General features: G+C 45.2%; 23 protein-coding genes and 1 other RNA gene. 10 read left to right on the forward strand and 14 right to left on the reverse strand.

Annotated features, from left to right (window positions below):
* Nucleotides 1-14: 14 nt before the first annotated feature.
* The 6 genes from gcvH to G511_RS0116075 all read right to left on the reverse strand — a co-directional run bounded on the left by gcvH (nucleotide 15) and on the right by G511_RS0116075 (nucleotide 6,204).
* Complete coding sequence (gene gcvH / locus G511_RS0116050) at nucleotides 15-407, reverse strand: glycine cleavage system protein GcvH (protein WP_028470544.1); 393 nt, start codon at nucleotides 405-407, stop codon at nucleotides 15-17.
* Nucleotides 408-429: 22 nt separating this feature from the next.
* Nucleotides 430-1,533 carry a glycine cleavage system aminomethyltransferase GcvT gene (gcvT, locus tag G511_RS0116055; RefSeq protein ID WP_028470545.1) on the reverse strand — a complete coding sequence of 368 codons (1,104 nt, stop codon included), beginning with the start codon at nucleotides 1,531-1,533 and terminating at the stop codon, nucleotides 430-432.
* 208 nt (nucleotides 1,534-1,741) lie between these two features.
* Nucleotides 1,742-3,010, reverse strand: coding sequence for an FAD-dependent oxidoreductase (locus G511_RS0116060; RefSeq protein WP_028470546.1), 1,269 nt, complete (start codon nucleotides 3,008-3,010; stop codon nucleotides 1,742-1,744).
* Between the two features lie 9 nt (nucleotides 3,011-3,019).
* On the reverse strand, nucleotides 3,020-4,270 hold the full coding sequence (ubiH, locus tag G511_RS0116065) for a 2-octaprenyl-6-methoxyphenyl hydroxylase (RefSeq protein WP_028470547.1): 1,251 nt from the start codon (nucleotides 4,268-4,270) through the stop codon (nucleotides 3,020-3,022).
* Complete coding sequence (pepP, locus tag G511_RS0116070) at nucleotides 4,270-5,601, reverse strand: Xaa-Pro aminopeptidase (RefSeq protein ID WP_028470548.1); 1,332 nt, start codon at nucleotides 5,599-5,601, stop codon at nucleotides 4,270-4,272. Before pepP ends, ubiH begins: the two co-directional genes overlap by 1 nt.
* 15 nt (nucleotides 5,602-5,616) lie before the next feature.
* Entirely contained in the window at nucleotides 5,617-6,204 is a 588-nt protein-coding gene (locus tag G511_RS0116075) for a UPF0149 family protein (RefSeq protein ID WP_028470549.1), read from the reverse strand.
* Nucleotides 6,205-6,355: 151 nt separating this feature from the next.
* Between G511_RS0116075 and G511_RS0116080 the strand changes: the two genes are divergently transcribed.
* From G511_RS0116080 to G511_RS0116090, 4 genes are all read left to right on the forward strand, one after another.
* Entirely contained in the window at nucleotides 6,356-6,565 is a 210-nt protein-coding gene (locus tag G511_RS0116080) for a hypothetical protein (protein WP_028470550.1), read from the forward strand.
* The gene (locus tag G511_RS0116085) at nucleotides 6,562-6,867 is read left to right on the forward strand and encodes a cell division protein ZapA (RefSeq protein WP_028470551.1); all 306 of its coding nucleotides are present in this window, start codon (nucleotides 6,562-6,564) and stop codon (nucleotides 6,865-6,867) included. The genes G511_RS0116080 and G511_RS0116085 overlap by 4 nt, the downstream gene beginning before the upstream one ends.
* 115 nt (nucleotides 6,868-6,982) lie before the next feature.
* Nucleotides 6,983-7,160, forward strand: a non-coding RNA gene (gene ssrS, locus G511_RS24245) — 6S RNA.
* 8 nt (nucleotides 7,161-7,168) lie between these two features.
* Nucleotides 7,169-7,747 (forward strand): 5-formyltetrahydrofolate cyclo-ligase, encoded by a 579-nt coding sequence (locus G511_RS0116090; RefSeq protein ID WP_028470552.1) that lies wholly within the window; start codon nucleotides 7,169-7,171, stop codon nucleotides 7,745-7,747.
* A gap of 179 nt (nucleotides 7,748-7,926) precedes the next feature.
* Here the strand turns inward: G511_RS0116090 and G511_RS24860 are convergent, their stop codons facing one another.
* Together G511_RS24860 and G511_RS0116100 are read right to left on the reverse strand one after the other, a co-directional pair.
* The gene (locus tag G511_RS24860; protein ID WP_281170425.1) at nucleotides 7,927-8,061 is read right to left on the reverse strand and encodes a hypothetical protein; all 135 of its coding nucleotides are present in this window, start codon (nucleotides 8,059-8,061) and stop codon (nucleotides 7,927-7,929) included.
* Nucleotides 8,062-8,276: 215 nt separating this feature from the next.
* Nucleotides 8,277-9,188, reverse strand: coding sequence for an AEC family transporter (locus G511_RS0116100; protein WP_028470553.1), 912 nt, complete (start codon nucleotides 9,186-9,188; stop codon nucleotides 8,277-8,279).
* 76 nt (nucleotides 9,189-9,264) lie between these two features.
* On the opposite strand from G511_RS0116100, the gene G511_RS0116105 reads away from it, so the two are divergent.
* Complete coding sequence (locus tag G511_RS0116105; RefSeq protein ID WP_028470554.1) at nucleotides 9,265-9,777, forward strand: glycine cleavage system transcriptional repressor; 513 nt, start codon at nucleotides 9,265-9,267, stop codon at nucleotides 9,775-9,777.
* Between the two features lie 95 nt (nucleotides 9,778-9,872).
* The gene (locus G511_RS0116110) at nucleotides 9,873-10,127 is read left to right on the forward strand and encodes a GlsB/YeaQ/YmgE family stress response membrane protein (protein ID WP_028470555.1); all 255 of its coding nucleotides are present in this window, start codon (nucleotides 9,873-9,875) and stop codon (nucleotides 10,125-10,127) included.
* 9 nt (nucleotides 10,128-10,136) lie between these two features.
* On the opposite strand, the gene G511_RS0116115 is transcribed toward G511_RS0116110, so the two are convergent.
* On the reverse strand, nucleotides 10,137-11,135 hold the full coding sequence (locus tag G511_RS0116115; RefSeq protein ID WP_169565794.1) for a GGDEF domain-containing protein: 999 nt from the start codon (nucleotides 11,133-11,135) through the stop codon (nucleotides 10,137-10,139).
* A gap of 390 nt (nucleotides 11,136-11,525) precedes the next feature.
* Nucleotides 11,526-12,923 (reverse strand): argininosuccinate lyase, encoded by a 1,398-nt coding sequence (argH, locus tag G511_RS0116125; protein WP_028470558.1) that lies wholly within the window; start codon nucleotides 12,921-12,923, stop codon nucleotides 11,526-11,528.
* A 186-nt stretch (nucleotides 12,924-13,109) separates the two neighbouring features.
* Here argH and hemC point away from each other — a divergent pair, with 186 nt between their 5' ends.
* The 4 genes from hemC to G511_RS0116145 are packed head-to-tail and all read left to right on the forward strand — an operon-like array spanning nucleotide 13,110 to nucleotide 17,488.
* Nucleotides 13,110-14,054: a hydroxymethylbilane synthase gene (gene hemC / locus G511_RS0116130; RefSeq protein ID WP_028470559.1), complete on the forward strand. Its 945-nt coding sequence runs from the start codon at nucleotides 13,110-13,112 to the stop codon at nucleotides 14,052-14,054.
* Complete coding sequence (locus G511_RS0116135; RefSeq protein WP_036552262.1) at nucleotides 14,035-14,859, forward strand: uroporphyrinogen-III synthase; 825 nt, start codon at nucleotides 14,035-14,037, stop codon at nucleotides 14,857-14,859. Before hemC ends, G511_RS0116135 begins: the two co-directional genes overlap by 20 nt.
* Nucleotides 14,856-16,190 (forward strand): uroporphyrinogen-III C-methyltransferase, encoded by a 1,335-nt coding sequence (locus tag G511_RS23155; RefSeq protein ID WP_245574104.1) that lies wholly within the window; start codon nucleotides 14,856-14,858, stop codon nucleotides 16,188-16,190. Before G511_RS0116135 ends, G511_RS23155 begins: the two co-directional genes overlap by 4 nt.
* Nucleotides 16,190-17,488: a heme biosynthesis HemY N-terminal domain-containing protein gene (locus G511_RS0116145; protein WP_028470561.1), complete on the forward strand. Its 1,299-nt coding sequence runs from the start codon at nucleotides 16,190-16,192 to the stop codon at nucleotides 17,486-17,488. Before G511_RS23155 ends, G511_RS0116145 begins: the two co-directional genes overlap by 1 nt.
* Nucleotides 17,489-17,574: 86 nt before the next feature.
* Here G511_RS0116145 and G511_RS0116150 read toward each other — a convergent pair whose 3' ends face one another.
* From G511_RS0116150 to rho, 4 genes are all read right to left on the reverse strand, one after another.
* Nucleotides 17,575-18,027, reverse strand: a complete 453-nt coding sequence (locus tag G511_RS0116150) for a DUF302 domain-containing protein (RefSeq protein WP_028470562.1) — start codon at nucleotides 18,025-18,027, stop codon at nucleotides 17,575-17,577.
* Nucleotides 18,028-18,245: 218 nt separating this feature from the next.
* Nucleotides 18,246-19,307: a 2Fe-2S iron-sulfur cluster-binding protein gene (locus G511_RS0116155; protein ID WP_084629136.1), complete on the reverse strand. Its 1,062-nt coding sequence runs from the start codon at nucleotides 19,305-19,307 to the stop codon at nucleotides 18,246-18,248.
* Nucleotides 19,304-20,803: a 4-hydroxy-3-polyprenylbenzoate decarboxylase gene (gene ubiD, locus G511_RS0116160; RefSeq protein WP_028470564.1), complete on the reverse strand. Its 1,500-nt coding sequence runs from the start codon at nucleotides 20,801-20,803 to the stop codon at nucleotides 19,304-19,306. The genes G511_RS0116155 and ubiD overlap by 4 nt, the downstream gene beginning before the upstream one ends.
* Before the next feature lie 130 nt (nucleotides 20,804-20,933).
* Entirely contained in the window at nucleotides 20,934-22,193 is a 1,260-nt protein-coding gene (gene rho / locus G511_RS0116165) for a transcription termination factor Rho (RefSeq protein WP_028470565.1), read from the reverse strand.
* Nucleotides 22,194-22,240 lie beyond the last annotated feature (47 nt).

The raw sequence follows: 22,240 nt of genomic DNA on the forward strand, positions 1-22,240 counted from the left end.
GCTTCATGAATCGATCAAGATTCATCCTCACATAATTCTCCGTACGCCTGAGCATCCAGCAATCCACCCAACTCAGCTTCATCAGCCAGTTTAATACGGAAAAACCAGCCATCTCCATAAGGATCGCTATTCACCAGCTCAGGTGAATCTTCCAGCAACTCATTAGTAGCAATGATTTCACCAGAAATAGGTACATATATATCAGACGCCGCTTTTACAGACTCGACAACACCTGCATCATCTCCCGTCTCAACGTCAGCACCTACTTCAGGTAACTCAACAAAGACAACATCGCCCAGTAAGTCTTGTGCGTGATCGGTAATGCCGATGGTTACAGACCCATCACCTTCATTACGAATCCACTCATGGCTAGCTACATATTTTAGTTCGTTACGAATATCACTCATATTCCCGATTCCTACACTAGGGTTAAGAAAATACTTTTTTGCCATTACGGACAAAGGGAGGGCGCACGACTGATACTGCTACATGCTTCCCACGAATATCAACCATCGCTAGGTCTTTTGTTCCTGCAGGAACTCGCGCCAAAGCAATAGACACGTTCAGTGTAGGCGAGAAAGTACCGCTAGTAATTTCTCCCTCTCCAACACCTTCTACAATCACTTTTTGGTGGCCACGCAATACACCTCGTGACTTCATCACCAAGCCTACCAACTTCTGAGCTACGCCTGCAGCCTTTTCAGCTTCTAATGCAGCACGCCCACAAAAATCACGGTTCTCCGGCTCCCACGCAACAGTCCATCCCATGGCTGACACCAATGGAGATACGCTTTCATCCATATCTGCGCCATATAGGTTCATACCGGCTTCAAGACGTAGTGTATCTCGGGCACCTAGACCACAAGGCGCTACGCCTGCGTCAGCCAAGGCTTGCCAAAACTCAGAAATTTCATCTTCAGGGATAATAATTTCTAAACCATCTTCACCGGTGTAGCCGGTTCTGGCGATAAACCAGCCCTCAGATTCAAGCCCTTGGAAGATGCTCAAGCCATCAATTAAACGCCCCCGGGACTCATTCAATACAGATTTAGCCTTAGCTATTGCTTCTGGCCCTTGTATTGCGACCATAGAAAGCTCTGGCTGCTCAGTCAAAGCAACGTCAAAATGCGCAGTTTTCTCTGCCATCCAGCGAAGATCTTTTTCACGCGTAGCGCAATTCACAACAACACGGAACCATTCGCCAGGAACACCAGGATCTGTCATACGATATACGATCAGATCATCAATAACGTTGCCATCTTCGTTCAGCATACCGCTGTACAACGCTTTACCCTTAATATCTAAGCGCGCCACGTCATTTGCTAACAAATAACGAAGATATTCAGAAGCATCAGCACCCGTCACATCGACAATCGTCATGTGCGACACATCAAACATACCTGCTGCTGTACGGACCTGTTTATGCTCTTCTATCTGAGAACCATAGTTCAGGGGCATATCCCAGCCACCAAAATCGACAACTTTCGCACCCATGGCCAGATGCTGATCATATAAAGCGGTTTTATTAGCCATCGTTATAAAACTCTTGTTGTTATCTGATTGTTAACGCATCAACAGCCAATACACATAAGTACTAATCTATAGCTGGATACAGAAAAAAGGGATGTCAATTTATAGGGATTTTAATGTTAGATCAATCTTTGATAGCATTCTAACCCCCGACCTACGACTTATGCCTAAACCTATTCATACCGACACTAGGATAAATGCATAATACTCATCAACCGCGATCTACTGGCCTTCTTGCCAATGCAGGGATATCGCCACTCAAGCCCATTGCTTGCATCACCACATGCTGTTTAATAGGAGACAGGCTGTTCAAGGTATTCATACCCATATTCCGCACCAACTTAAGCAAAGGTTGCTGGTGCCCGAATAACTGTTTGAAAGCCTCCATACTAGCCGACATCTGCAAGTTGGCGCTTTGTCGCTGACGCTGAAAGCGTTTCAACACAGCTTCACTTCCTATCTCTTCTCCACGTGTATGAGCCGATAAAATCTGTTCAGCTAGTGCCGCTGCATCCATCAGTCCCAAATTAACGCCCTGCCCAGCCAAAGGATGGATGGTATGTGCGGCATCACCTATAACAGCTAACCCTGCCTGCACATAATATTGTGCATGGCGCTGACGTAACGGAAAGAGATGCCTTCTGTCTGCCCACAACACACCTCCTAAGCGCCCTTCAAACGCACGCGTTAGCGCGGCACAAAATGCATCATCATCTAAGTCGATAAGTGCTGTCGCATGGTCAGGCGATGTCGACCACACAATAGAGCAACAATTAGGATCATCTAGTGGAAGAAAAGCCAGTGGGCCGTCGTCAGTAAACCGCTGCCATGCCGTCTCCTGATGGGGCTTTTCAGTGCGTACCGTAGTAACAATAGCGTGATGCCCATAATCCCACTCCCACATAGGGATAGAAGCGAGCTGTCGCACTTTTGACATAGCGCCATCAGCAGCAACAACTAATTTGCTGCGCCACTGCGAGCCATCTTTGCAGGTCAATACTCGTGAGCTGCCATCAGCAGCGCTGTCTGGTTCAGACAGCTGTACAACCGAAACGCCTGTGATGATTCTCAGATTATCTATTCGCTGTGCCGCAGCATACAAGGCGGCAACCGTCACTCTGTTTTCTACTATGTGACCTAACGCAAGCTCATGTAGCTCTCTTGAAGAAAAGTGTATATGACCACTACCCTCGCCATCCCAAACATCCATATCGGTGTAAGGACTAGTACGAAGTTGCTGCATATAAGGCCAGGCACCGACATGAGTTAGCAGCTGCTGCGAGGCGCACGTCAAAGCACTCACTCGCGGGTCATAGCCAGCAGTGAGCTGACCAGCAACATCATCAATAAGAAGCTCGGGATCAAACTCTCTATTTTCCAGTAATACGATATGTAACCCAGAAGCTGCTAATACTAGCGCCGCCGTCACCCCTACCATACCACCGCCTACTATAACAATATCAGCTGTTTGCACAGTCATTCTGTTACCTTATTTCAAACGAGGAGCAGGCACATCCAAACCCATTGCCGCTCGAGCAAAAAGTGTTTTCGCTGGTGGACAAATGTCCATCAGTTGCAAACCAAGATCGCGACCTAGTGCCAACACCGGGTTACGATTAGAAAATAGCTTCATGGTTTTGTCACTCAAACCAATCGTTCTCTTCTGGTCAGCTATACGCGCCTGATGATAAGCCTGCAACATAGAAATATCTCCAACAGACATACCACAACGTCGTGCCTCAATAATATGCTGCGCTAAATCAACCACACCCCGCAATGCCAAGTTATACCCCTGACCTGCAATCGGATGCAGCGCATGCGCTGCATTACCCAGCACAGCTAATCCTGGGCGTACCTGCTCATCCGCCAATACCAGCTTAAGTGGGTAACTAAAGCGTTTTCCAACATGCATAAAACGTCCGCAACGATAGCCAAAACGCTCCTGAACACGTGCTAAAAATGCATTATCATCGAGCCCCATAACATTATCTAACTCAGCGTCTGGAACCGTCCATACCAAACCACAGCGCGCCATGTTGTCTTGATCGTGCAAGGGTAGCAAGGCCAAAGGACCTGTGTCTGTGAAACGCTCATAAGCAACATTCTGATGAGAGCGGTCAGGACTAATGTTGGTAACCACGGCATGCTGTTCATAGACAACTTGCTGATAACTAATCCCCAAACTTTCACGTAATGTTGAGCGCCCCCCGTCAGCCATAACAACCAGAGCAGATGACACCTGAATTTTTTTGTCGTCCATAAGGATATCTAACCGCATCCCCTCTTCGGCAGGCGTTACACTGATCACTTCTGCAGGGCAGCAATAAGCAACCCTATCAGCGTGCTGATGGGTGGTAATATGGTTAAGTAGCGTACGGCCCATCCATTGGTTTTCAACAACATAGCCTAACGCAGGTACGTGCTCTTCTTCAGCGTGCAAACGCGTAGCACCGAAATGCCCTTTATCAGAAACATGAATACGCTGGATCGAAGATACATGTTCAGAAATAGCCTCCCAAACACCCATCTGCTCATAAAGTTTTCGGGCACCATAAGACAGCGCCGTAGCGCGCGCATCATAACTCGGTTGATATTGAGATAAGTCGCTGGTTGGCATCGGCATTGATTCAACCACAGCAATGTGCAGATTGAGCGCTTCGCTCATGGGCAACAAAGCCGCAGCTAAACTCGCTCCAACCATCCCTCCACCAATAATGACAATATCATAATGTGTATTCATCAATGCCTCGCAGCAGCCATCAGCCCTTCAATTTCATCAACTGTTTTTGGCACTGACGCTGTCAGCACTTCACAACCATCAGCAGTAACGACAACATCATCTTCTATACGGATGCCAATACCACGCCAGCATGCATCAACACTTTCATTATCTGGAGCAACATAAATACCGGGCTCAACCGTCATGACCATGCCAGGCTCTAAGAGCCGCCACTGGCCATCAGTTTTATAATCGCCAACATCATGCACATCCATACCCAACCAGTGCCCCAAACGATGCATATAAAATGCTTTATAAGCACCGCAATCAATTAACTCATCGACCTTACCTTTCAATAAGCCTAGCTCGACTAAGCCTTCGGTAATCACTCTGACAGACGTATCATGCGTTTGCTCCCAAGGAATTCCCGGCTTAATCTCTTCCAAACATGCAGATTGCGCTCTCAGTACTAGCTCATACAAGGCTCGCTGCTCATCACTGAAACGTCCATTAATAGGGAAAGTGCGCGTAATGTCACCTGCGTAATAATCAGTTTCACAACCCGCATCAATTAATACTAGGTCACCTTCCCTTAGAATGGCGTTATTCGATACATAATGCAGAACACAACCATTCTTGCCACCTCCCACAATGCTGGAATAAGCAGGCAAACGACAACCGTGCTGCATAAAATGGTGGATAATCTCTGCTTCTAACTGATACTCCATCAAGCCAGGGCGACATACCTGCATAGCACGAACATGCGCTTGAGCCGATATTTCACCGGCAGCACGCATCACTTCAATCTCTTGCTCTGATTTAAGCAATCGCATCTCATGTAGCACAGGGCCCAACTCAATAAGACGAGAAGGCACTTTAACGCCCTGACGGCGCTTTTTACGCATTGACTCTAACCAGAGTTCAACACGCGTCTCCGTGCGATAGCACGTACCCATACAGAAGTAGATAGACTCCATCCCATCGAGTATTTCAGGTAAGCGCTCATCAACTTCATCGATAGAAAACGCCTTATCCGCCAGAAAGTCTACTTTCACACCCTCAGGTCCAGAACGGTAACCGTTCCAAATTTCCATCTCTGGATCACGGGGCTGACAAAACAGGTGATAACTCACAACTGCTTCGCCTTTGGTAATCACAATCAGCGCTTCAGGCTCATCAAAGCCGCTTAGGTAATAAAAATCACTATCCTGCCTAAAGGGAGATTCAACATCACTGTTTCGGTGCTGCAGCATCGCTGAAGGAACAACAACCACACTATTAACGGGCAGCTGAGCGAGGAGCCGCTCTCTGCGTTCAGCAAACTCGCGCTGATTGATACAGGGTTGCTTCATTCTCACATCATCCATTTAGTGCATTTTAGGTGCGTCAGGGTTGCTCACGGCATCGCTGCTAAGGTTGCATTCGGAAAACAGCATTAATACAGCCATACGTACGTACTCTTCTAGCTGCATCAAGTCTGCTTCGCTGTCTTCACCGTCATCCACTTCATTTGCTACCTGTGAAATTTCAGACAAGTCTCGCAGCACATCTTTCGCTTCATCGGAAAGCGATTTATCCGTTTGCTTTCCCTGATAACCAAAACCTGTCATAAAACCTTGGCACCAACGCCCTAACGATTCAACTCGTTGCGCAAGCGTAGCGTCATCATCTGGCAGAAGCATCGTCAGCTCTAAACTAAAGCTCTCCATCTGTCCCAAAGTTTGCTGATAAAGACCGACCATACCCACCTTACTGGTTTCTTGCGTAAGCCCATCTAACTCTAACAACTCAGCAACAGTACTTAACCAAACATCAGGAACCATGCGGGCACCAGACGATAACTGCCCTGCCAACAAACCATGCAATTCAGAGGGTGTGATAATGAAAACATTCTCTGATACAAGTAAATTGGCTATCGCATCAAAACCAATCAGCTCTTCACTCACTTCCGGCATTATTCACTCTTCTCTTAACTGTTTTCAGACATATATTTCAAAATATTTTGATTATCCTAGCATTGTAATCTATACAGAGCTATGCAGACTCGATTGACCCTCTAAGGCAGCCTGTTTATAGTCCACTTTAGATTTTATGTTGGATTCCCGAATGACAGACCATTACTTTATCGCACTTGAACAAAAAATTGATCAGCTACTCGCACGTTGTGAGGAGCTTGAACTGGAAAACCAGCATCTTAAGGCCACCGGATTACAGGCCCGACAGGAAAAAGCTCGCCTTCTCCAAGTGAACGATCAAACACGTGTACAAGTTGAAAAAATGATTCAACGCATGAAGACACTGGAGCAAAGCTCATGAGCAACGACGCTGGACACAAAGTCGCTATCAAAATAATGGATAAAGAGTACTTGATTGGCTGTCCTGAAGGCTCAGAAGCAGAGCTATTTGTTTCAGCCGATTACCTTGATAAGAAAATGCGCGAAATTCGCGATGCCGGGAAAGTGCTAGGATTAGAGCGCGTAGCGGTTATGACGGCATTAAATCTTTCTCATGAGTTATTACAGAACAAAGCACAGCAACAAGAAAATTTAGAAGAGCGCATTATGAAGCTCAGCCAAAAGATTGACAGCTCACTCATAAAACCTAAGGGAACACCCTAGGACGAGTCAAATATTAGATTAACTGCATGAATTTCAATCAGTTAAATATTCTTCTTAGCAGATATTTAATAAAATACAAGAGCTGACTTTGGCGCCAAACGCGTTATAATGATCTGGCTCCCTGAGGTGTTCGTCAATTGGTTACGTCCCTCGAGCCGATAATTACCAGTATGGATTTTTCTAGCAAGTGTTGTGTGCATGTCCGTCTTCGGAAAGCCTTATACACTTCGGAGATCTCCTCCTTGAACCTTCGGGTTCAGGGCCACAACCAGTAACGGCATCTTGGGGAGTCTTTACGTTTATGGACGCACGTTCAGCACTTCGCAAGTCTATGCGTCAAAAGCGCAAATCCTTAACGCCTAAGCAGCAAGCAACAGCGGCACTCAAGCTGTTAGCTGAAATCCAAAAACTTCCCAGCATACATAAATCTAAGCATCTTGCTCTTTACTTACCCAATGATGGCGAGCTCGATCCAACACCTATTATTCATTGGTGCTGGAAGATGAAAAAGAACGTTTACCTACCGGTACTACATCCACTCTCACATAATCGACTTTGGTTTGTTAAATACACCCCACGCACACCAATGACACGTAATATTTATGGCATTTTAGAACCCAAAGCTCCTTACCGCTTTATTCGTGCTGCTAAGATGCTAGATATCGTATTGTTACCGCTTGTTGCATTTGATGATAAAGGCGGAAGGCTTGGAATGGGGGGCGGGTACTATGATCGAACCTTCAACTTTATCAGACAATTCAATGCGCAAAAGCCACGTTTAATTGGGCTTGCGCATCATTTACAAAAAGTTGAACAGCTACCTATAGAAAGTTGGGATGTACCATTAACAGCAGTTGCTACTGACCACGGTTTTTATTAAAAGTAAAAAATTAATATTGCTGTGTATCTTAATAAACCTTGAGTAAAAATTTTTACGGGCATGTCTTTAATATATTAACGACTACCCATAATTTATTTTTATCAAAAAAACGGCCACCCAAACTATATGCAAGGAAATGGAGTTTCTCTCTCAACTTAATCAATTTAATCAATTTACATTTAACCCTGGCGATTAAATACTTGCTCCACCAACGATGCAAACTGAAAGTCTGTTTGAGAAAATACGCCTGTTAGGACTGAGCCCACTACAAACGCCATTACTACTACCATCACTAAATCAGGACCTTTCTTCATATAATCTCTATATTTTTATTAATAATCAGCTTAATTGCATACTACCGATACATAACCGCCACATTCCGTCCATAGATGTTTAAACAATTAAGTCCCTATTTAGTATTATAGCCAGATGAAGAGCTTTTACCCTAAAAAGAACAAAAAAATGTTATAAATCATCATATTTTCAGGAATTTTGCCGAATTTCGCGACATTTTAACTTCTTCGTCACGTTAAATCAGCATTCCTAGGACAATCGGCAAGGTCAACATTGATAATAACACCTGCCCAGTAATAATTGCCGCCATCATTTCAGCATCTCCACCTAACTGCCTTGCCAAAATAAAAGCAGAAGGAGCCGTCGGCACGGCAGCAAAGACAAGCAAGAGACCCGTAATAAAAGAAGAAAGTTCCATAAAAAAACAAATTCCATACATTATAAATGGAAAGAGTAATAGTTTAATAAATGAAGACACCCAAACGGCTGACTGCACTACCCGCAAAGCGTGAAGGTTCAAACCCGCACCAACCGCCAAAAGCCCCAATGGCAATGCCATACTACCCAACAGCCCAGTCACAGATGCAACCGCTGAAGGGATACCAATACCGCTGATATTTAACCCAATACCCAGCAAGCAACTAAGAATCAGCGGATTTTTTATAAGTGTAGCAAGCAACCCCCGTACACCTTGTTTACGTCCCAATTGTGTGGAGAAAACAATAATGCTCAGTAAGTTTAATAATGGAATCATGAACGCAATAACAACAGCTGAGACAGCAACAGCCTCATTCCCATAGAGAGTGCTAACTGAAGCCAGCCCAACATAGGTATTAAAACGCACAGATCCTTGATAGAAAGAGGTAAACCCTGCTGCAGAAAGCCCCATCCAATAACGAACAACAAAACACAGGCCTGTGCCAATTAATAACAGAGCCACCACGGCAATCGATATATCCAAAATAGATACGCCGGTTATATCCGCTGAGCCTAATTTGTTAATCAATAGCACCGGAAACAAGACAAAGTATGTAAGTTTTTCAGCAGGTTCCCAAAAACCATTGCCTGGAAAACCTGCTCTACGCCCCACAAACCCTAAGATTAATATTGCAAAAACCGGCCATAAAGCACTTAGCACTGACAACATATTTGTGTACTATCCTCTTATATCAGATATTTATATCTTAGCTTTGAGATCACACCTTTTAGAAGGAACCAGCCATATGACCTCCCTTATATTAACAGTCATCGGACCTGACAAGCCTGGACTCGTTGAATGTTTATCTCAAACTATTGCTGCACATGACGGCAACTGGCTAGAATCTGCATTATCACGACTAGGTGGAAAATTCGCAGGAATCCTCGTAATCAAAGCCCCTAAAGCAAAAGCTGCAGGATTAACCAACGCCTTACTTGAGCTAGAAAAGTCTGGCCTTAAAATCATTGTCGAAACAGCCGATGAGCAAGATAGGTCCGACACGCTCCAGTCTTTTACACTCGAACTAATTGGGCATGACAAACCGGGCATCGTACGCGAAATTTCGCAAGCCTTGGCACAACGGCACATCAATGTTGAAAGCTTATCGACAGAACTAGTCTCTGGCTCAATGTCAGCAGAGCTACTGTTTAAAGCACAAGCTCAACTGCTTGCCCCTGAAAACCTCGATTTTGACGATCTTCAAAGCGCTATAGAGTCAATTGCCAGCGACCTAATGGTTGATATCACATTGAACTAACACCTCTGGCGGGTCCCGCCCGCCAGTTTTCTTAGCAAGTACAAATCGACAACTACAGATTCAAACACTCTTCCATTTACATCAAGGACACGTCTATGGGTATTTTTTCATGGATTCTAATGGGCTTACTTGCAGGAGCTGTTGCAAAATGGCTAATGCCTGGCAAAGACCCCGGCGGCTGTTTTATAACCATCATTTTGGGCATTGCTGGCGGTGTAGTCGGTGGATACCTAGGAACAATATTAGGGTTTGGGAAAGTCAACGGGTTTAATTTAGCCAGCTTTGGACTAGCCACAACGGGGGCTGTACTATTACTCTTTATTTATCGCCTCATAAAGAATAATCGCTAAACGCTTTCATTACGCATTCTCTTTTTCAGCGGGAATGCTTATATCGATTGAAACCTTTGTTGACTGTCTCTCCAAAGAGGGGGCCAAACACACTCTATTTCGCCCCAATGACTTAGCCAGGTACAAAGCATCGTCAGCTCTTTTCATCCACTCACGTGAAGTTTCTACATGACCTAGTTCTGCTACGCCAATCGAGACAGTAACAGGATGATCAGGTATTAGCTGCGCTTGCTCAAACCGTTCACGTATCTTCTCTGATAGGTTCCTCGCTTCTTCCAAGCGCCCTTCAGCTATTACAACAAATTCTTCTCCGCCAAAACGGAACAACATTTCACTTTGACGGACAACGCCATTGAGGAACTCTACAAAGCGCTGTAAAAACAGATCTCCGACTGCATGCCCATACTCATCATTGATGCGTTTAAAATAATCAATATCGATGATCACAATAGAGACAGGGGCTGCTCTTCTTGAAAAAAGAGAGACTCGGCTTTCAATAGCATCATCGAGGGCTCTGCGGTTATTTGCACCGGTTAACGGATCTATCGTTGCTTGCTCAGAAAGCCTCTGTTTATCTTGCGTCATACGTGCAGCAAAAAAATAGGAAAACAAACACACGAGCAAGTATGTCACCACAAACCCTGATAACTGAAACGCTGAGAGCGCCTCATAAACTAATACGGTGACAGCGGTTGCAGAAAGGACACTAATACTGATGGCGACTCTCAGACGAACCATAAAGTAGCCGCCGATGGCTGTAGGGTAGGCCCAAAACAACATATCCGGTCCCTTTACCGAAATCACCGCCAGCATTCCACTGGTGTACATCAAGGTAAAGAGCGTACTTACTATTCTAAAATTCGCACCATTACGCCCATAGACACCCAAGGAGACAATGCCTGAAATAATCAAAAGATCAAGAATCACCATGATCCACTCTTCTTGCAAAGCACGGCTAACGGCAAAAGGCAAAATAGCCAAGACACCAAGGGCTCCTTGAATCATCATGATGTCTTCTTCAAGCTTAGTGCTCGCCCGACTTGCCTTTAGTAAAGGTATGACTTTTCTGAACGCATACATCCCTATACTCGCATTTATACAAAGCGCTAGTGTAATAGCTGTGTATATTTTGTACCAGCCCGATAAAAAAGAGGTGATAAAAGAGAGGAGCCATTATCAATGGCAAACATTAACCTCACATAATCAACAAAATCGATTAACGAATGAAAGACACAATTCTCCGTAAAGCCTACTTTTGCACGACGGTATTGTTTTTCGATATTAACAAAGCAATTCTGAATATTTACAAAGCAATTCTGAATATTTACAAACAAATCTACAGACAAAAAAATAGCGTACAAAGGCACGCTATTTTTCTATTCAGGGCAGGCTAAAAAATTATTGAGCCCGTGCTCCTAACTTTTCCTGACCACGTGTTACGGCAGCTCTTACTTGATCTGGCGCAGTACCACCAATATGGTTACGTGCAGCAACCGAGCCCTCTAGCGTCAGCACATCAAATACATCTTCAGCGATAGTGCCTGAGAACTGTTTCAACTCAGCTAGCGTCATCTCACCCAAGTCTTTACCTGTCTCTATTCCGTAAGCGACAGACTTGCCAACTACTTCATGAGCATCGCGAAATGGCATACCCTGCCTAACCAAATAGTCGGCAAGATCAGTGGCAGTAGAAAAGCCGCGTAACGCCGCTTCACGCATATAATCTTTGCGTGATTCAAGGGCAGGCACCATATCAGCATAAGCTCGCAAACAACCTTTTACTGTATCAATGGTATCAAACAACGGCTCTTTATCTTCCTGGTTGTCTTTGTTGTAAGCCAATGGTTGTGACTTCATCAAGGTTAACAAACTGAAGAGATGACCATAAACACGCCCGCTTTTACCACGCACTAGTTCAGGAACATCCGGATTTTTCTTTTGCGGCATAATAGATGAGCCGGTACAGAAACGGTCTGGCAGGTTAATGAAATTAAACTGAGCAGAGGTCCACAATACCAACTCTTCAGACATACGTGTCATATGCATCAACAAAAGACTAGAAGCGGCACAAAACTCAATACCGAAGTCACGATCAGATACTGCATCTAATGAGTTTTCAGCGGGAGCATCAAAACCCAACAACTTACAGGTAATATCGCGCTGAATAGGATAGGTAGTACCCGCCAAAGCAGCGGCACCGAGCGGCATAATATTAACTCTCTTGCGCGTATCAACAAAACGATCGTAGTCACGGCTAAGCATTTCAAACCACGCCATTAAGTGGTGGCCAAACGTCACAGGCTGAGCTGTTTGTAGATGGGTAAAGCCAGGCATGATTGTGTCGGCTTCTTGGTGAGCCAGACCCAACAAACCCTCTTGCAAGCGAGTAATCTCAAGTAGGATAAGGTCAATCTCATCACGTAGGTACAAACGAATGTCTGTCGCTACCTGATCATTTCGAGAACGCCCAGTGTGTAGCTTCTTACCCGTAATACCGATTTTAGCTGTTAGCGCTGCCTCAATATTCATATGAACATCTTCAAGTTCAATTGACCACTCAAAACGCCCTTCTTCGATATCAGTGCTTATTTCAGACAACCCTTGAATAATCATGTCGCGTTCAGCCACCGTCAGCACACCAGCTTCAGTCAACATAGTCGCATGAGCAACCGAACCCTGAATATCTTGTCGGTACATACGTTGATCAAACTCAACTGACGCCGTGAAGCGTGCTACAAACGCATCCGTTGGTTCATTAAAACGACCACCCCACTGCTGGTTGGTTTTATTGCTCATGCTCAGGACCTCACTATGAAAACTAGACAGACCGTTCTGGTCTAAATTTGCGAGGGATTATATCAGTTTTGACACCCGATGCGTGTTCTCTTGATATATGCAAAGACCCAGAAACGAAATGATCTGTTACAATCGCTGCATTCGCCCGGTAAGGCCCATTGTCGTTTTTTATTTTAGGACAGGACTATGCAGAAAAAAGTTGTGCGCATCGCGACCCGAAAAAGCCTATTAGCACTTTGGCAAGCTGAGTACGTTAAAGCTGAGCTGGAGAAGCACCATCCAGGTATTCAGGTAGAACTGCTGGGCATGACGACCCGTGGCGACATTATTCTCGATACACCACTGGCAAAAGTTGGAGGCAAAGGGCTATTTGTTAAAGAGCTCGAAGTCGCCATGTTAGAAAATAGAGCAGATATCGCCGTCCACTCCATGAAAGATGTGCCTATGGAGTTTCCTGAAGGCCTAGGCCTTTCTGTTATTTGCCCACGTGAAAAACCAACAGACGCCTTTGTTTCTAACAAGTTCAACTCCCTTGCTGATTTACCTCAAGGTGCTATTGTTGGAACATCATCACTACGACGCCAATCACTCATAAAAGAACAACGCCCAGATATTGAAATTCAAGATCTTCGCGGCAATGTTCAAACACGTCTACGAAAGCTAGATGAAGGCCAATACGACGCCATTATTCTTGCTACCGCGGGCCTGCTTCGACTGAAACTAGAAGAGCGTATTCGTAGCGAGCTACCCGATGACATCTGCCTGCCCGCTGGCGGCCAAGGAGCTGTCGGCATCGAATGCCGCCTTGATGATACTGAAACCATTGCCCTGCTGGCTCCATTACACCATCAACCAACAGCATGGTGTGTATTGGCTGAACGCGCATTAAATAGACGTCTTGAAGGCGGCTGCCAGGTCCCTATTGCCTGTCACGCCATACTCAACGACGCCCAAGATGAGGTGTATTTACGCGGTTTAGTTGCACGTCCGGATGGCACTACCGTTTTACGCGATGAAATGCGCGGACACCCCGACCAAGCTGAAGAGATTGGCGTCACAGTAGCCGAGCGACTTTTGGCAGCAGGTGCTGATGAAATTTTGAGCGAAGTTTATGCAACTAACAAAGGCTAAACTTCCCTCGCTACACAACCAACGAGTGCTAGTAACACGCCCTGCCCAACAAGCAGATCAGCTCATCGATCTGCTTGTAAAGTGTGGCGCTAACCCGGTGCACTTACCTGCACTGGAAATATGCCCTATCAGCGAAACTGATTCTCGATATATTCAGCTCAGAAACCAGATGATGAACTTGGATCATTACTCCATCATCATCTGCATTAGCCCCAATGCAGCACACCAAGCACTCGAGTGGATCGATCAATTTTGGCCGCAGCCCCCTGAAGGAATTGATTGGTATGCCATTGGCAAAAAAACAGCTCAAATATTAAACAACCAAGATATCCTAGCTCATCATTCAGCGGCAGGCTTTGATTCAGAAGCCATGCTTACGCTACCAGAACTAACTGATATTGATGGTAAAAGGATTCTCATTTTACGAGGTTCAAGCGGTAGAGCTATGTTAGCCGAAACACTAACAGCCCGCGGTGCTGAAGTAGAGTATGCTAATCTCTATGATAGAACATGCCCCGAATATGACGATACGCATATCAAAAGTATTATTTATAACATTCCTTTATCATCTATCCTGATTACCAGTGGCGAGGCACTTAGCAATTTTGTTACAGTTGCTGCTGGCCGTCAAAAACAATTCAGCACGGATTCACTACATCATCTTTATCTTGTAGTACCTAGTGAGCGAATTGCTGATCAGGCTAGACACAAAGGATTTACACGAATCAAGGTAGCGCAAGGGCCGGATGATTTATCCATGGTAGCAGCGCTAAATTCAGCTAACGACTCGGAAGCCAACGCATGAAACATACCGAGAAAAAAACTCAAACCACCGTAGAAGCAGTCATCGAGTCGAAAACCGCACCGACGGATCAAACCGTAGACGAACCTACAGTCGATACTAAGAACACAAAAAGCAGTACCGACAGCGTGGTTGAAACAGCTAAAGAAGAACAGCCTTTAGTAAAAGGCCAAGACAAAGGCCGAGACGCTCAAGAAACACCAGAGCCTGTTAAGCCCGAAGCGGCCAACAAGACACCAGCACCTCCCGTCATGCCAGCACAGGAAAAACAAGCAGCTACGTGGCCCGGAAAACTAGCGTTAGTTATCTCTATTATCGCGCTAGGCGGCAGTGGCTACCAGTATTGGCACTCAATGCAGAGCCAGCAACAAGATAGCTCTACAATCGATAACCTTAAACAGGACGTCAGCAAAGCGGTTGCCAATGTAAATACCCAGCTTACTGATACAAAATCAGTTGTTAGCTCTCAAGTGGCATCGGTTAACCAAAACCTAACGCTACTTCAGTCTCAGTCTTCAAAAGAGCAAAAAGGCATTGAAGAGCTACAAACGCGCCTGACACAAAGCATCCAGCAAGTAACGGCAAAACAGAGCAACTCACGTAAAGATTGGCTGCTAGCAGAAGTAGAATATTTACTGAGATTGGCCAACCAGCGCATTTTGATGGAAAACACCTCCTCAGGTGCTTTGTCACTGCTTAAATCTGCTGACAAAATTTTAAAAGAAACAGATGATGTTTCTATCTATGCAGTACGCAAAACATTGGCATCAGATATTGCAGCCCTTGAATCAGTTCCGACCTTCGACCTTGAAGGTTCGTACCTGAAACTGGCAGCCCTAAGCGAACAAATCAACAACCTGCGCCTAGTGCCACTAACAGACAAAAATAAGCTACCGTCTCTGATCGAAGAGATCTCACCAGAAGTCATGAGCGAAACATGGTCTAGTGGATTAAAAGAGTCATGGGCTAAAGCGGTTGATAAAGTAGAGAAGCTCGTTGTTATTCAACATCGTGACGAGCCAATCGAGCCATTGCTATCACCTGAACAAAACTACTATTTGCAACAGAACTTACATCTAATGCTAGAGCAGGCTCAATTAGCGCTTCTACAAAAAAACCAAATCGCATTTGATCGCAGCCTCGTCAAAGCTGAAGAGTGGACAGGCACTTACTTTGAAGAAAAAGATGCCACCACCCAAGCGCTTATTCGCGGTATTGCTGAACTCAAAGATCTAAAGATCTCACCTGAAATGCCAAATATCAGCGGATCTCTAAATGCGTTAAAAACTTACCTGCAACAAGTCACCAAACTTAAGGAAGAAGGAGCAGCATAATGAAAAGATTATTTCTGCTGCTCCTCGTCGTTCTCGCTGCGGGAGCATGGGTCGGCGAAAAAATGGTCAAAGACCCTGGCTATGTTCTGATCTCCTATGACGAGAGCACGATAGAAACCAGCCTCTGGGTTTTATTGGTTGTTCTAACACTAGGTTTTGTTGCACTTCACTGGGCCGTGAATATCTTCTTTAAAGCGCGCTTCCCTACGGCTAAATTCCGCGAATGGCGCGAGCGTCGCGACGCCCGACAAGCCCAAGGCAAAACACTAAAAGGCTTATTAGCTTTATCAGAAGGCCGTTGGTGGAAAGCTCAACGCTTATTGAGCCAATCTGCTGAAAGCTCAGACCAACCATTAATCAACTATATTGCTGCAGCACGTGCTGCTCATGAGCAGGGTGAAGATAAAACCGCTGATGAGCTACTACAAAAGGCTCGCAGTAGCGTGCCTCAAGCAGAAGTAGCTATTGGTATCACTCAAGTACAGATTCAGCTTGAGCGTGGCCAACTTGAGCCTTGCCTTGCAAGCCTGCTACGTTTGCGCAGACTCGCACCAAAGCACACTTACGTACTCCGCCTCTTGAAAGATGTTTATGTTCGCTTAGAAGACTGGCAAGGGTTAACTAACCTCATCCCAGAGCTGCGCAAACTTAAAGTACTAAAAGAAGACGAAATCGCTGCTCTCGAGCAAACCTGCTATTCAGAACTATTGGGAAGCACACTAGAAAAACTCCCAGTAGAAGCAGATAGCGACACTCGCTTACAAGCACTAACAAAAGAGTGGAAAAGCTTACCTTCAGCACTTTCTCACGATAAAGAGATGATCCAGCGTTACATCGAACAGCTGGTGAGCGCTGACTCTGAAGATAAAGCCGAAAGCTTCCTACAAGACAAAATCAAGCGTCAATGGGATGAAGATCTCGTCAATCTTTATGGTCGCATTAAAGGTGAAAGTGCCCATAAGCAGCTGGAAGTTGCTAAAGGCTGGCTGAAAAAGAACCCAGATAGTGCTGCACTTAAACTCACTCTTGGCCGACTTGCCATGCGCAACGAGCAGTGGGGCAAAGCCGTAGACTATATGGAAGAAAGCTTAGCACTTGAAAAACGCCCTGAAACCTATACTGAGCTTACACGCGTATTGCAGCACCTAGGCGATAACGAGCGCTCATTGAGTGTTATGCAAGATGGGCTCGCCTTAATGGGTGGTGGCTTAACGCCTATCCCGCTGCCTGCTACAGAAGAGCAAGACGAGAGCAAAACTGACGAAAAAACTAAAGAGAGCAACACAAGCAACGCTTGAGGCGTCGCTTTCTTTTAACACATAAAAAACCGGATCTGATTACAGAGCCGGTTTTTTTATACCTGAAAAGAAATTCACATATCTAATTATGGCTGGGTAGCCGCTTTAGCAAAGTTTTTAAGCGCACCCGAGACTTTCTTCAAAACAGCAGAACACTCTTGTAACTGATGACGCTCAGCCAAGTATGCAGGGTTGTTATAGCTTAACCATACCTGCCCTGCTTCATCTTCATGAATTAATGCTTTTTGAGGCAAGTCAATAGCTGCACTTTGGTCGCACAACATCAGTGGCGTGCCAACTTTTGGATTACCAAAAATTACCAGCTCAGTTGGACGTAACTGCATACCTACTTTTTTTGCACCTCCGGCATGATCAATACGCGCAAAAACGTTCATACCTTTTTTAGCCAATACAGCTTCAAGCTTATCTGCAGTTTCTTTAACATCATGAGCACTTTTAACACTGACAAGGCCATTATCCGCCAGTGCGACTGACGAGAGTGAAAACAAAGCAATAAAGCCTAATAGAAATTTACGCATGAGGAATCCTTTTTATATTCATTGGAAAGAAGTGATAACTTTAAAGCCTCCTTGTCTACAAGGAGGCTAATAGGGCAGAAGCGCTTATTTTGACAGACCCTTTGAGATAAAAGTTCATATTCAGTGGAGACAACTTATCAGCATTTTGATTTCTTTAGACACAAAAAAGCCGATCAAAAGACCGGCTATTTAAGCGTATTAGAACTGTTTTGTTAAAACTACTTTTCTGGCCTGGGTGCGTAAGCAAATACATCGGAGTGCATTTGTAATTGCTGCAGACCTTTCTCTTCACACGCGTCTAATAGCGCATATATCATAGGAGGAGACCCACTGGCGTATACTTCAACGCTTTCAAGTGTAGCAAAATCATGCTTGATCGCATCAGGCAGCAGATCAACACGCCCTGTCCAACCACAGCTGTCGCCTGGTTCACTTACTACAGGGTGATAGATAACGTTATCATTCTCTGTTGCCCACTGCTTAGGCAACTCAGGCAGGTATAAGTCTGCAGCGATACGTGCACCCCAGTAAATATGAATAGGGTTTTTCACACCGCTAGCAAGCAGGTGCTCCATCATACTTTTTACTTGCGAGAAGCCTGTGCTCGCTGCTGCTAGAATAATCGTCTGATCTGCAGAAAAGTTGGCTGCTTGTAGGTAGCAGTCGCCTTTTGGCAGCTCCACTTCTACACTCTTAGAACTCTGTAAATGAGCCAGAATGGCACTCGACAATTCACTCTCCGGTGCGTGCCTTACATGCAATTCAAGGTTACGTCCTGCTTCTGGCGCGCTACCAATAGAAAATGCAGCCTGCTGACCATCTGGCATGACGATTTCAAGATATTGGCCAGCATAATAGCTTACCGACTGAGATGCTGTTGCAGGCAAAACCAGTGATACCCTATAAACATCTTTGTTTAGCTTTTCAATTTGCGCAATATCACAATTCAAACGTTTCACTTCTTGCTCTCCAGGGCGCTTCAGCCCTTTAATATTTACCCAACAATCACTGACGGGAACAGATGTACATGCCAAGCCCAAAACTCCAGCGCTACCTTCTACTAGATCGTCGCTGGCTACTAAGTGCTTTTCTGGGTAGCGCTGCAAGGCTTGGCCCGACAGCAACTGATATTCACATATTTGGCATACGCCGTTTTGGCAACTCCTTGGCATACGATAACCATAACGCTCCACAACCTGAAGTAGCGTTTCGTCGGGGTTGCACAATAGTGGCTGAACCAGCTCATTTAAATGCAGCTGTATCAGACTTTTTTTATTCACACCTTGCTCGTACTTGCGTCAGGCATAATACCGAGATCATCCCAAAGCTCGTCGACACGCTGTTTAACGTCCGCGTCCATCTCGATAGGTTCGCCCCACTCTCGAGTAGTTTCACCCGGCCACTTATTGGTCGCATCCATACCCATTTTAGAACCAAGTCCTGATACTGGCGAGGCAAAATCTAAATAATCGATGGGGGTGCTATCGATTAATAAGGTATCGCGCGATGGATCCATACGCGTTGTAATTGCCCAAATAACATCGTTCCAGTCTCGCGCATTCACATCATCATCGCAAACAATTACAAACTTGGTGTACATGAACTGTCGCAAGAAAGACCACACACCCAACATAACGCGTTTCGCATGCCCTGGGTATTGCTTCTTCATCGTCACAACGGCCATCCGGTAAGAACACCCTTCTGGCGGCAGGTAGAAATCAACAATTTCAGGGAATTGCTTTTGCAGAATCGGTACAAATACTTCGTTTAGTGCAACGCCAAGAATTGCCGGCTCATCAGGTGGACGTCCTGTATAAGTACTGTGGTATATCGGCGTATCACGATGCGTAATACGCTCAACAGTAAACACAGGAAAACTATCAACTTCATTATAGTAGCCAGTATGATCCCCAAACGGGCCTTCCTCTGCCATTTCGTCAGGTGCTATGTAACCTTCAAGAATAAATTCAGCACTAGCAGGCACCTGCAAGTCGTTGCCTATACACGAAGTAACTTCGGTTTTCCCACCACGCAACAAACCTGCAAAAGCATATTCAGATAAGGTGTCTGGTACAGGTGTTACCGCACCAAGAATGGTGGCAGGATCAGCACCTAGCGCAACAGCAACGGGGAAGTTTTCACCGGGATGTTTTTCTTTCCATTCACGAAAATCGAGTGCTCCACCACGATGCGCTAACCAGCGCATAATCAACTTATTCTTGCCAATCACTTGCTGGCGATAAATCCCAAGGTTTTGGCGTTCTTTATTAGGTCCGCGCGTAATGACCAAAGGCCAAGTTACTAAGGGACCGGCATCGCCCGGCCAACATGTTTGAATAGGTAATGTACTTAAATCAACAGCATCACCTTCAATCACATGAGCCTGACAGGCGGCCTTTTTAACAACTTTAGGCCCCATGTTTAACACCTGCTTGAACACGGGGAGCTTTTCCCAAGCATCTTTCATGCCCTTAGGAGGCTCAGGCTCTTTTAGCATTGCCAGCACTTTACCTACTTCTCGCAGCGCTGAGACACTTTCTTCACCCATACCCAGCGCCACCCTTTCAGGTGTGCCAAACAAGTTGCCCAGTACTGGGTAGTTATAGCCTTTTGGATTCTCGAACAATAGTGCCGGCCCGCCTGCTCGCAAAGTACGGTCGCAAATTTCCGTCATCTCAAGATTAGGATCAATCTCTTGCTTAATGCGCTTAAGCTCTCCTCTGGCTTCTAACAAAGCCATAAAATCGCGTAGGTCTTTATATTTGAGATTCGACATCAGTTAGAGCTCTTTTTTATACTAAGCGTTATTTATACAAGCAGTTACAAGGCTATTTACAAACTCGGTGGCAGCACTGCCCATAAAAAAGGGCAAGCACAAGCTCACCCTTAATCACATATTTAGCAGCTTACTTTCGGCGCATCGACATAAAGAATTCATCATTTGTCTTGAAGTCTTTAAGCTTGTCGATAACAAACTCAGTTGCCGCAGAGTCATCCATAGAATCTAGCAACTTACGCAGAATCCACATACGCTGCAATTCATCTTCAGAGGTTAGCAAGTCTTCACGACGTGTACCTGAACGACGGATATTAATGGCAGGATAGATACGTTTCTCTGCAGTTTTACGGTCGAGGTGAACTTCAGAGTTACCCGTACCTTTAAACTCTTCAAAGATAACTTCATCCATTTTCGAACCAGTATCAACCAACGCAGTCGCGATAATGGTCAAACTGCCGCCTTCTTCAATGTTACGTGCCGCACCAAAGAAACGCTTAGGGCGCTCTAATGCATGTGCATCAACACCACCCGTCAGTACTTTACCGGAAGAAGGAATAACCGTGTTATATGCACGAGCCAAACGTGTAATAGAGTCGAGTAGGATTACAACATCCTTCTTATGCTCAGTTAGGCGCTTCGCTTTTTCAATAACCATTTCTGCAACTTGTACGTGACGTGATGGCGGCTCATCAAAGGTAGATGCCACTACTTCGCCGCGAACGGTACGCTGCATTTCTGTTACTTCCTCTGGACGCTCATCAATCAACAATACGATGAGATGACACTCAGGGTTGTTACGCGTGATGCTGTTAGCAATATTCTGCAGCATCAAGGTTTTACCTGCTTTAGGCGGAGATACCACCAAAGCACGCTGACCTTTACCCATTGGGCTAACAAGATCCAAAATACGAGCGGTAATATCTTCTGTACTGCCGTTACCCTGCTCCATACGCAAACGCTTTTGCGCAAATAATGGTGTTAGGTTTTCAAACAGTATTTTATTTTTTGCGTTTTCCGGGCGATCGAAGTTAATTTGATTAACTTTGAGTAGTGCAAAATAACGTTCGCTATCTTTAGGCGGACGAATTTTACCGGAAATAGTATCACCGGTACGCAGGTTAAAGCGTCTGATTTGACTCGGTGAAACATAAATATCATCAGGGCCGGCAAGATAAGAACAGTCTGCAGAGCGCAAGAAACCGAAACCGTCCTGGAGAATTTCCAGCACACCATCGCCATGGATATCTTCGCCGCTCTTGGAGTGTTTCTTCAAGATGGCAAAAATCACATCTTGTTTACGAGAGCGGGCTAAGTTATCTAGGCCCATTTCTTTTGCAATATCGAGAAGCTCGGGAACGCTTTTAGTTTTTAATTCGGTAAGATTCATATATTTTGAGGTGAGTAACTGAGTAGGATAATATTGAGAAAAGGGGG

This window comes from Neptunomonas japonica DSM 18939 (genome assembly GCF_000422765.1).
Classification (GTDB): Bacteria; Pseudomonadota; Gammaproteobacteria; order Pseudomonadales; family Balneatricaceae; genus Neptunomonas; species Neptunomonas japonica.

Excerpts from the sequence above, each read along its gene's own strand:
- gcvH (WP_028470544.1), bottom strand. The coding sequence starts at position 407 with ATGAGTGATATTCGTAACGAACTAAAATATGTAGCTAGCCATGAGTGG.
- gcvT (WP_028470545.1), bottom strand. The coding sequence starts at position 1,533 with ATGGCTAATAAAACCGCTTTATATGATCAGCATCTGGCCATGGGTGCG.
- G511_RS0116060 (WP_028470546.1), bottom strand. The coding sequence starts at position 3,010 with ATGACTGTGCAAACAGCTGATATTGTTATAGTAGGCGGTGGTATGGTA.
- ubiH (WP_028470547.1), bottom strand. The coding sequence starts at position 4,270 with ATGAATACACATTATGATATTGTCATTATTGGTGGAGGGATGGTTGGA.
- pepP (WP_028470548.1), bottom strand. The coding sequence starts at position 5,601 with ATGAAGCAACCCTGTATCAATCAGCGCGAGTTTGCTGAACGCAGAGAG.
- G511_RS0116075 (WP_028470549.1), bottom strand. The coding sequence starts at position 6,204 with ATGCCGGAAGTGAGTGAAGAGCTGATTGGTTTTGATGCGATAGCCAAT.
- G511_RS0116080 (WP_028470550.1), top strand. The coding sequence starts at position 6,356 with ATGACAGACCATTACTTTATCGCACTTGAACAAAAAATTGATCAGCTA.
- G511_RS0116085 (WP_028470551.1), top strand. The coding sequence starts at position 6,562 with ATGAGCAACGACGCTGGACACAAAGTCGCTATCAAAATAATGGATAAA.
- G511_RS0116090 (WP_028470552.1), top strand. The coding sequence starts at position 7,169 with ATGGACGCACGTTCAGCACTTCGCAAGTCTATGCGTCAAAAGCGCAAA.
- G511_RS24860 (WP_281170425.1), bottom strand. The coding sequence starts at position 8,061 with ATGAAGAAAGGTCCTGATTTAGTGATGGTAGTAGTAATGGCGTTTGTA.
- G511_RS0116100 (WP_028470553.1), bottom strand. The coding sequence starts at position 9,188 with ATGTTGTCAGTGCTAAGTGCTTTATGGCCGGTTTTTGCAATATTAATC.
- G511_RS0116105 (WP_028470554.1), top strand. The coding sequence starts at position 9,265 with ATGACCTCCCTTATATTAACAGTCATCGGACCTGACAAGCCTGGACTC.
- G511_RS0116110 (WP_028470555.1), top strand. The coding sequence starts at position 9,873 with ATGGGTATTTTTTCATGGATTCTAATGGGCTTACTTGCAGGAGCTGTT.
- G511_RS0116115 (WP_169565794.1), bottom strand. The coding sequence starts at position 11,135 with ATGATGATTCAAGGAGCCCTTGGTGTCTTGGCTATTTTGCCTTTTGCC.
- argH (WP_028470558.1), bottom strand. The coding sequence starts at position 12,923 with ATGAGCAATAAAACCAACCAGCAGTGGGGTGGTCGTTTTAATGAACCA.
- hemC (WP_028470559.1), top strand. The coding sequence starts at position 13,110 with ATGCAGAAAAAAGTTGTGCGCATCGCGACCCGAAAAAGCCTATTAGCA.
- G511_RS0116135 (WP_036552262.1), top strand. The coding sequence starts at position 14,035 with ATGCAACTAACAAAGGCTAAACTTCCCTCGCTACACAACCAACGAGTG.
- G511_RS23155 (WP_245574104.1), top strand. The coding sequence starts at position 14,856 with ATGAAACATACCGAGAAAAAAACTCAAACCACCGTAGAAGCAGTCATC.
- G511_RS0116145 (WP_028470561.1), top strand. The coding sequence starts at position 16,190 with ATGAAAAGATTATTTCTGCTGCTCCTCGTCGTTCTCGCTGCGGGAGCA.
- G511_RS0116150 (WP_028470562.1), bottom strand. The coding sequence starts at position 18,027 with ATGCGTAAATTTCTATTAGGCTTTATTGCTTTGTTTTCACTCTCGTCA.
- ubiD (WP_028470564.1), bottom strand. The coding sequence starts at position 20,803 with ATGTCGAATCTCAAATATAAAGACCTACGCGATTTTATGGCTTTGTTA.
- rho (WP_028470565.1), bottom strand. The coding sequence starts at position 22,193 with ATGAATCTTACCGAATTAAAAACTAAAAGCGTTCCCGAGCTTCTCGAT.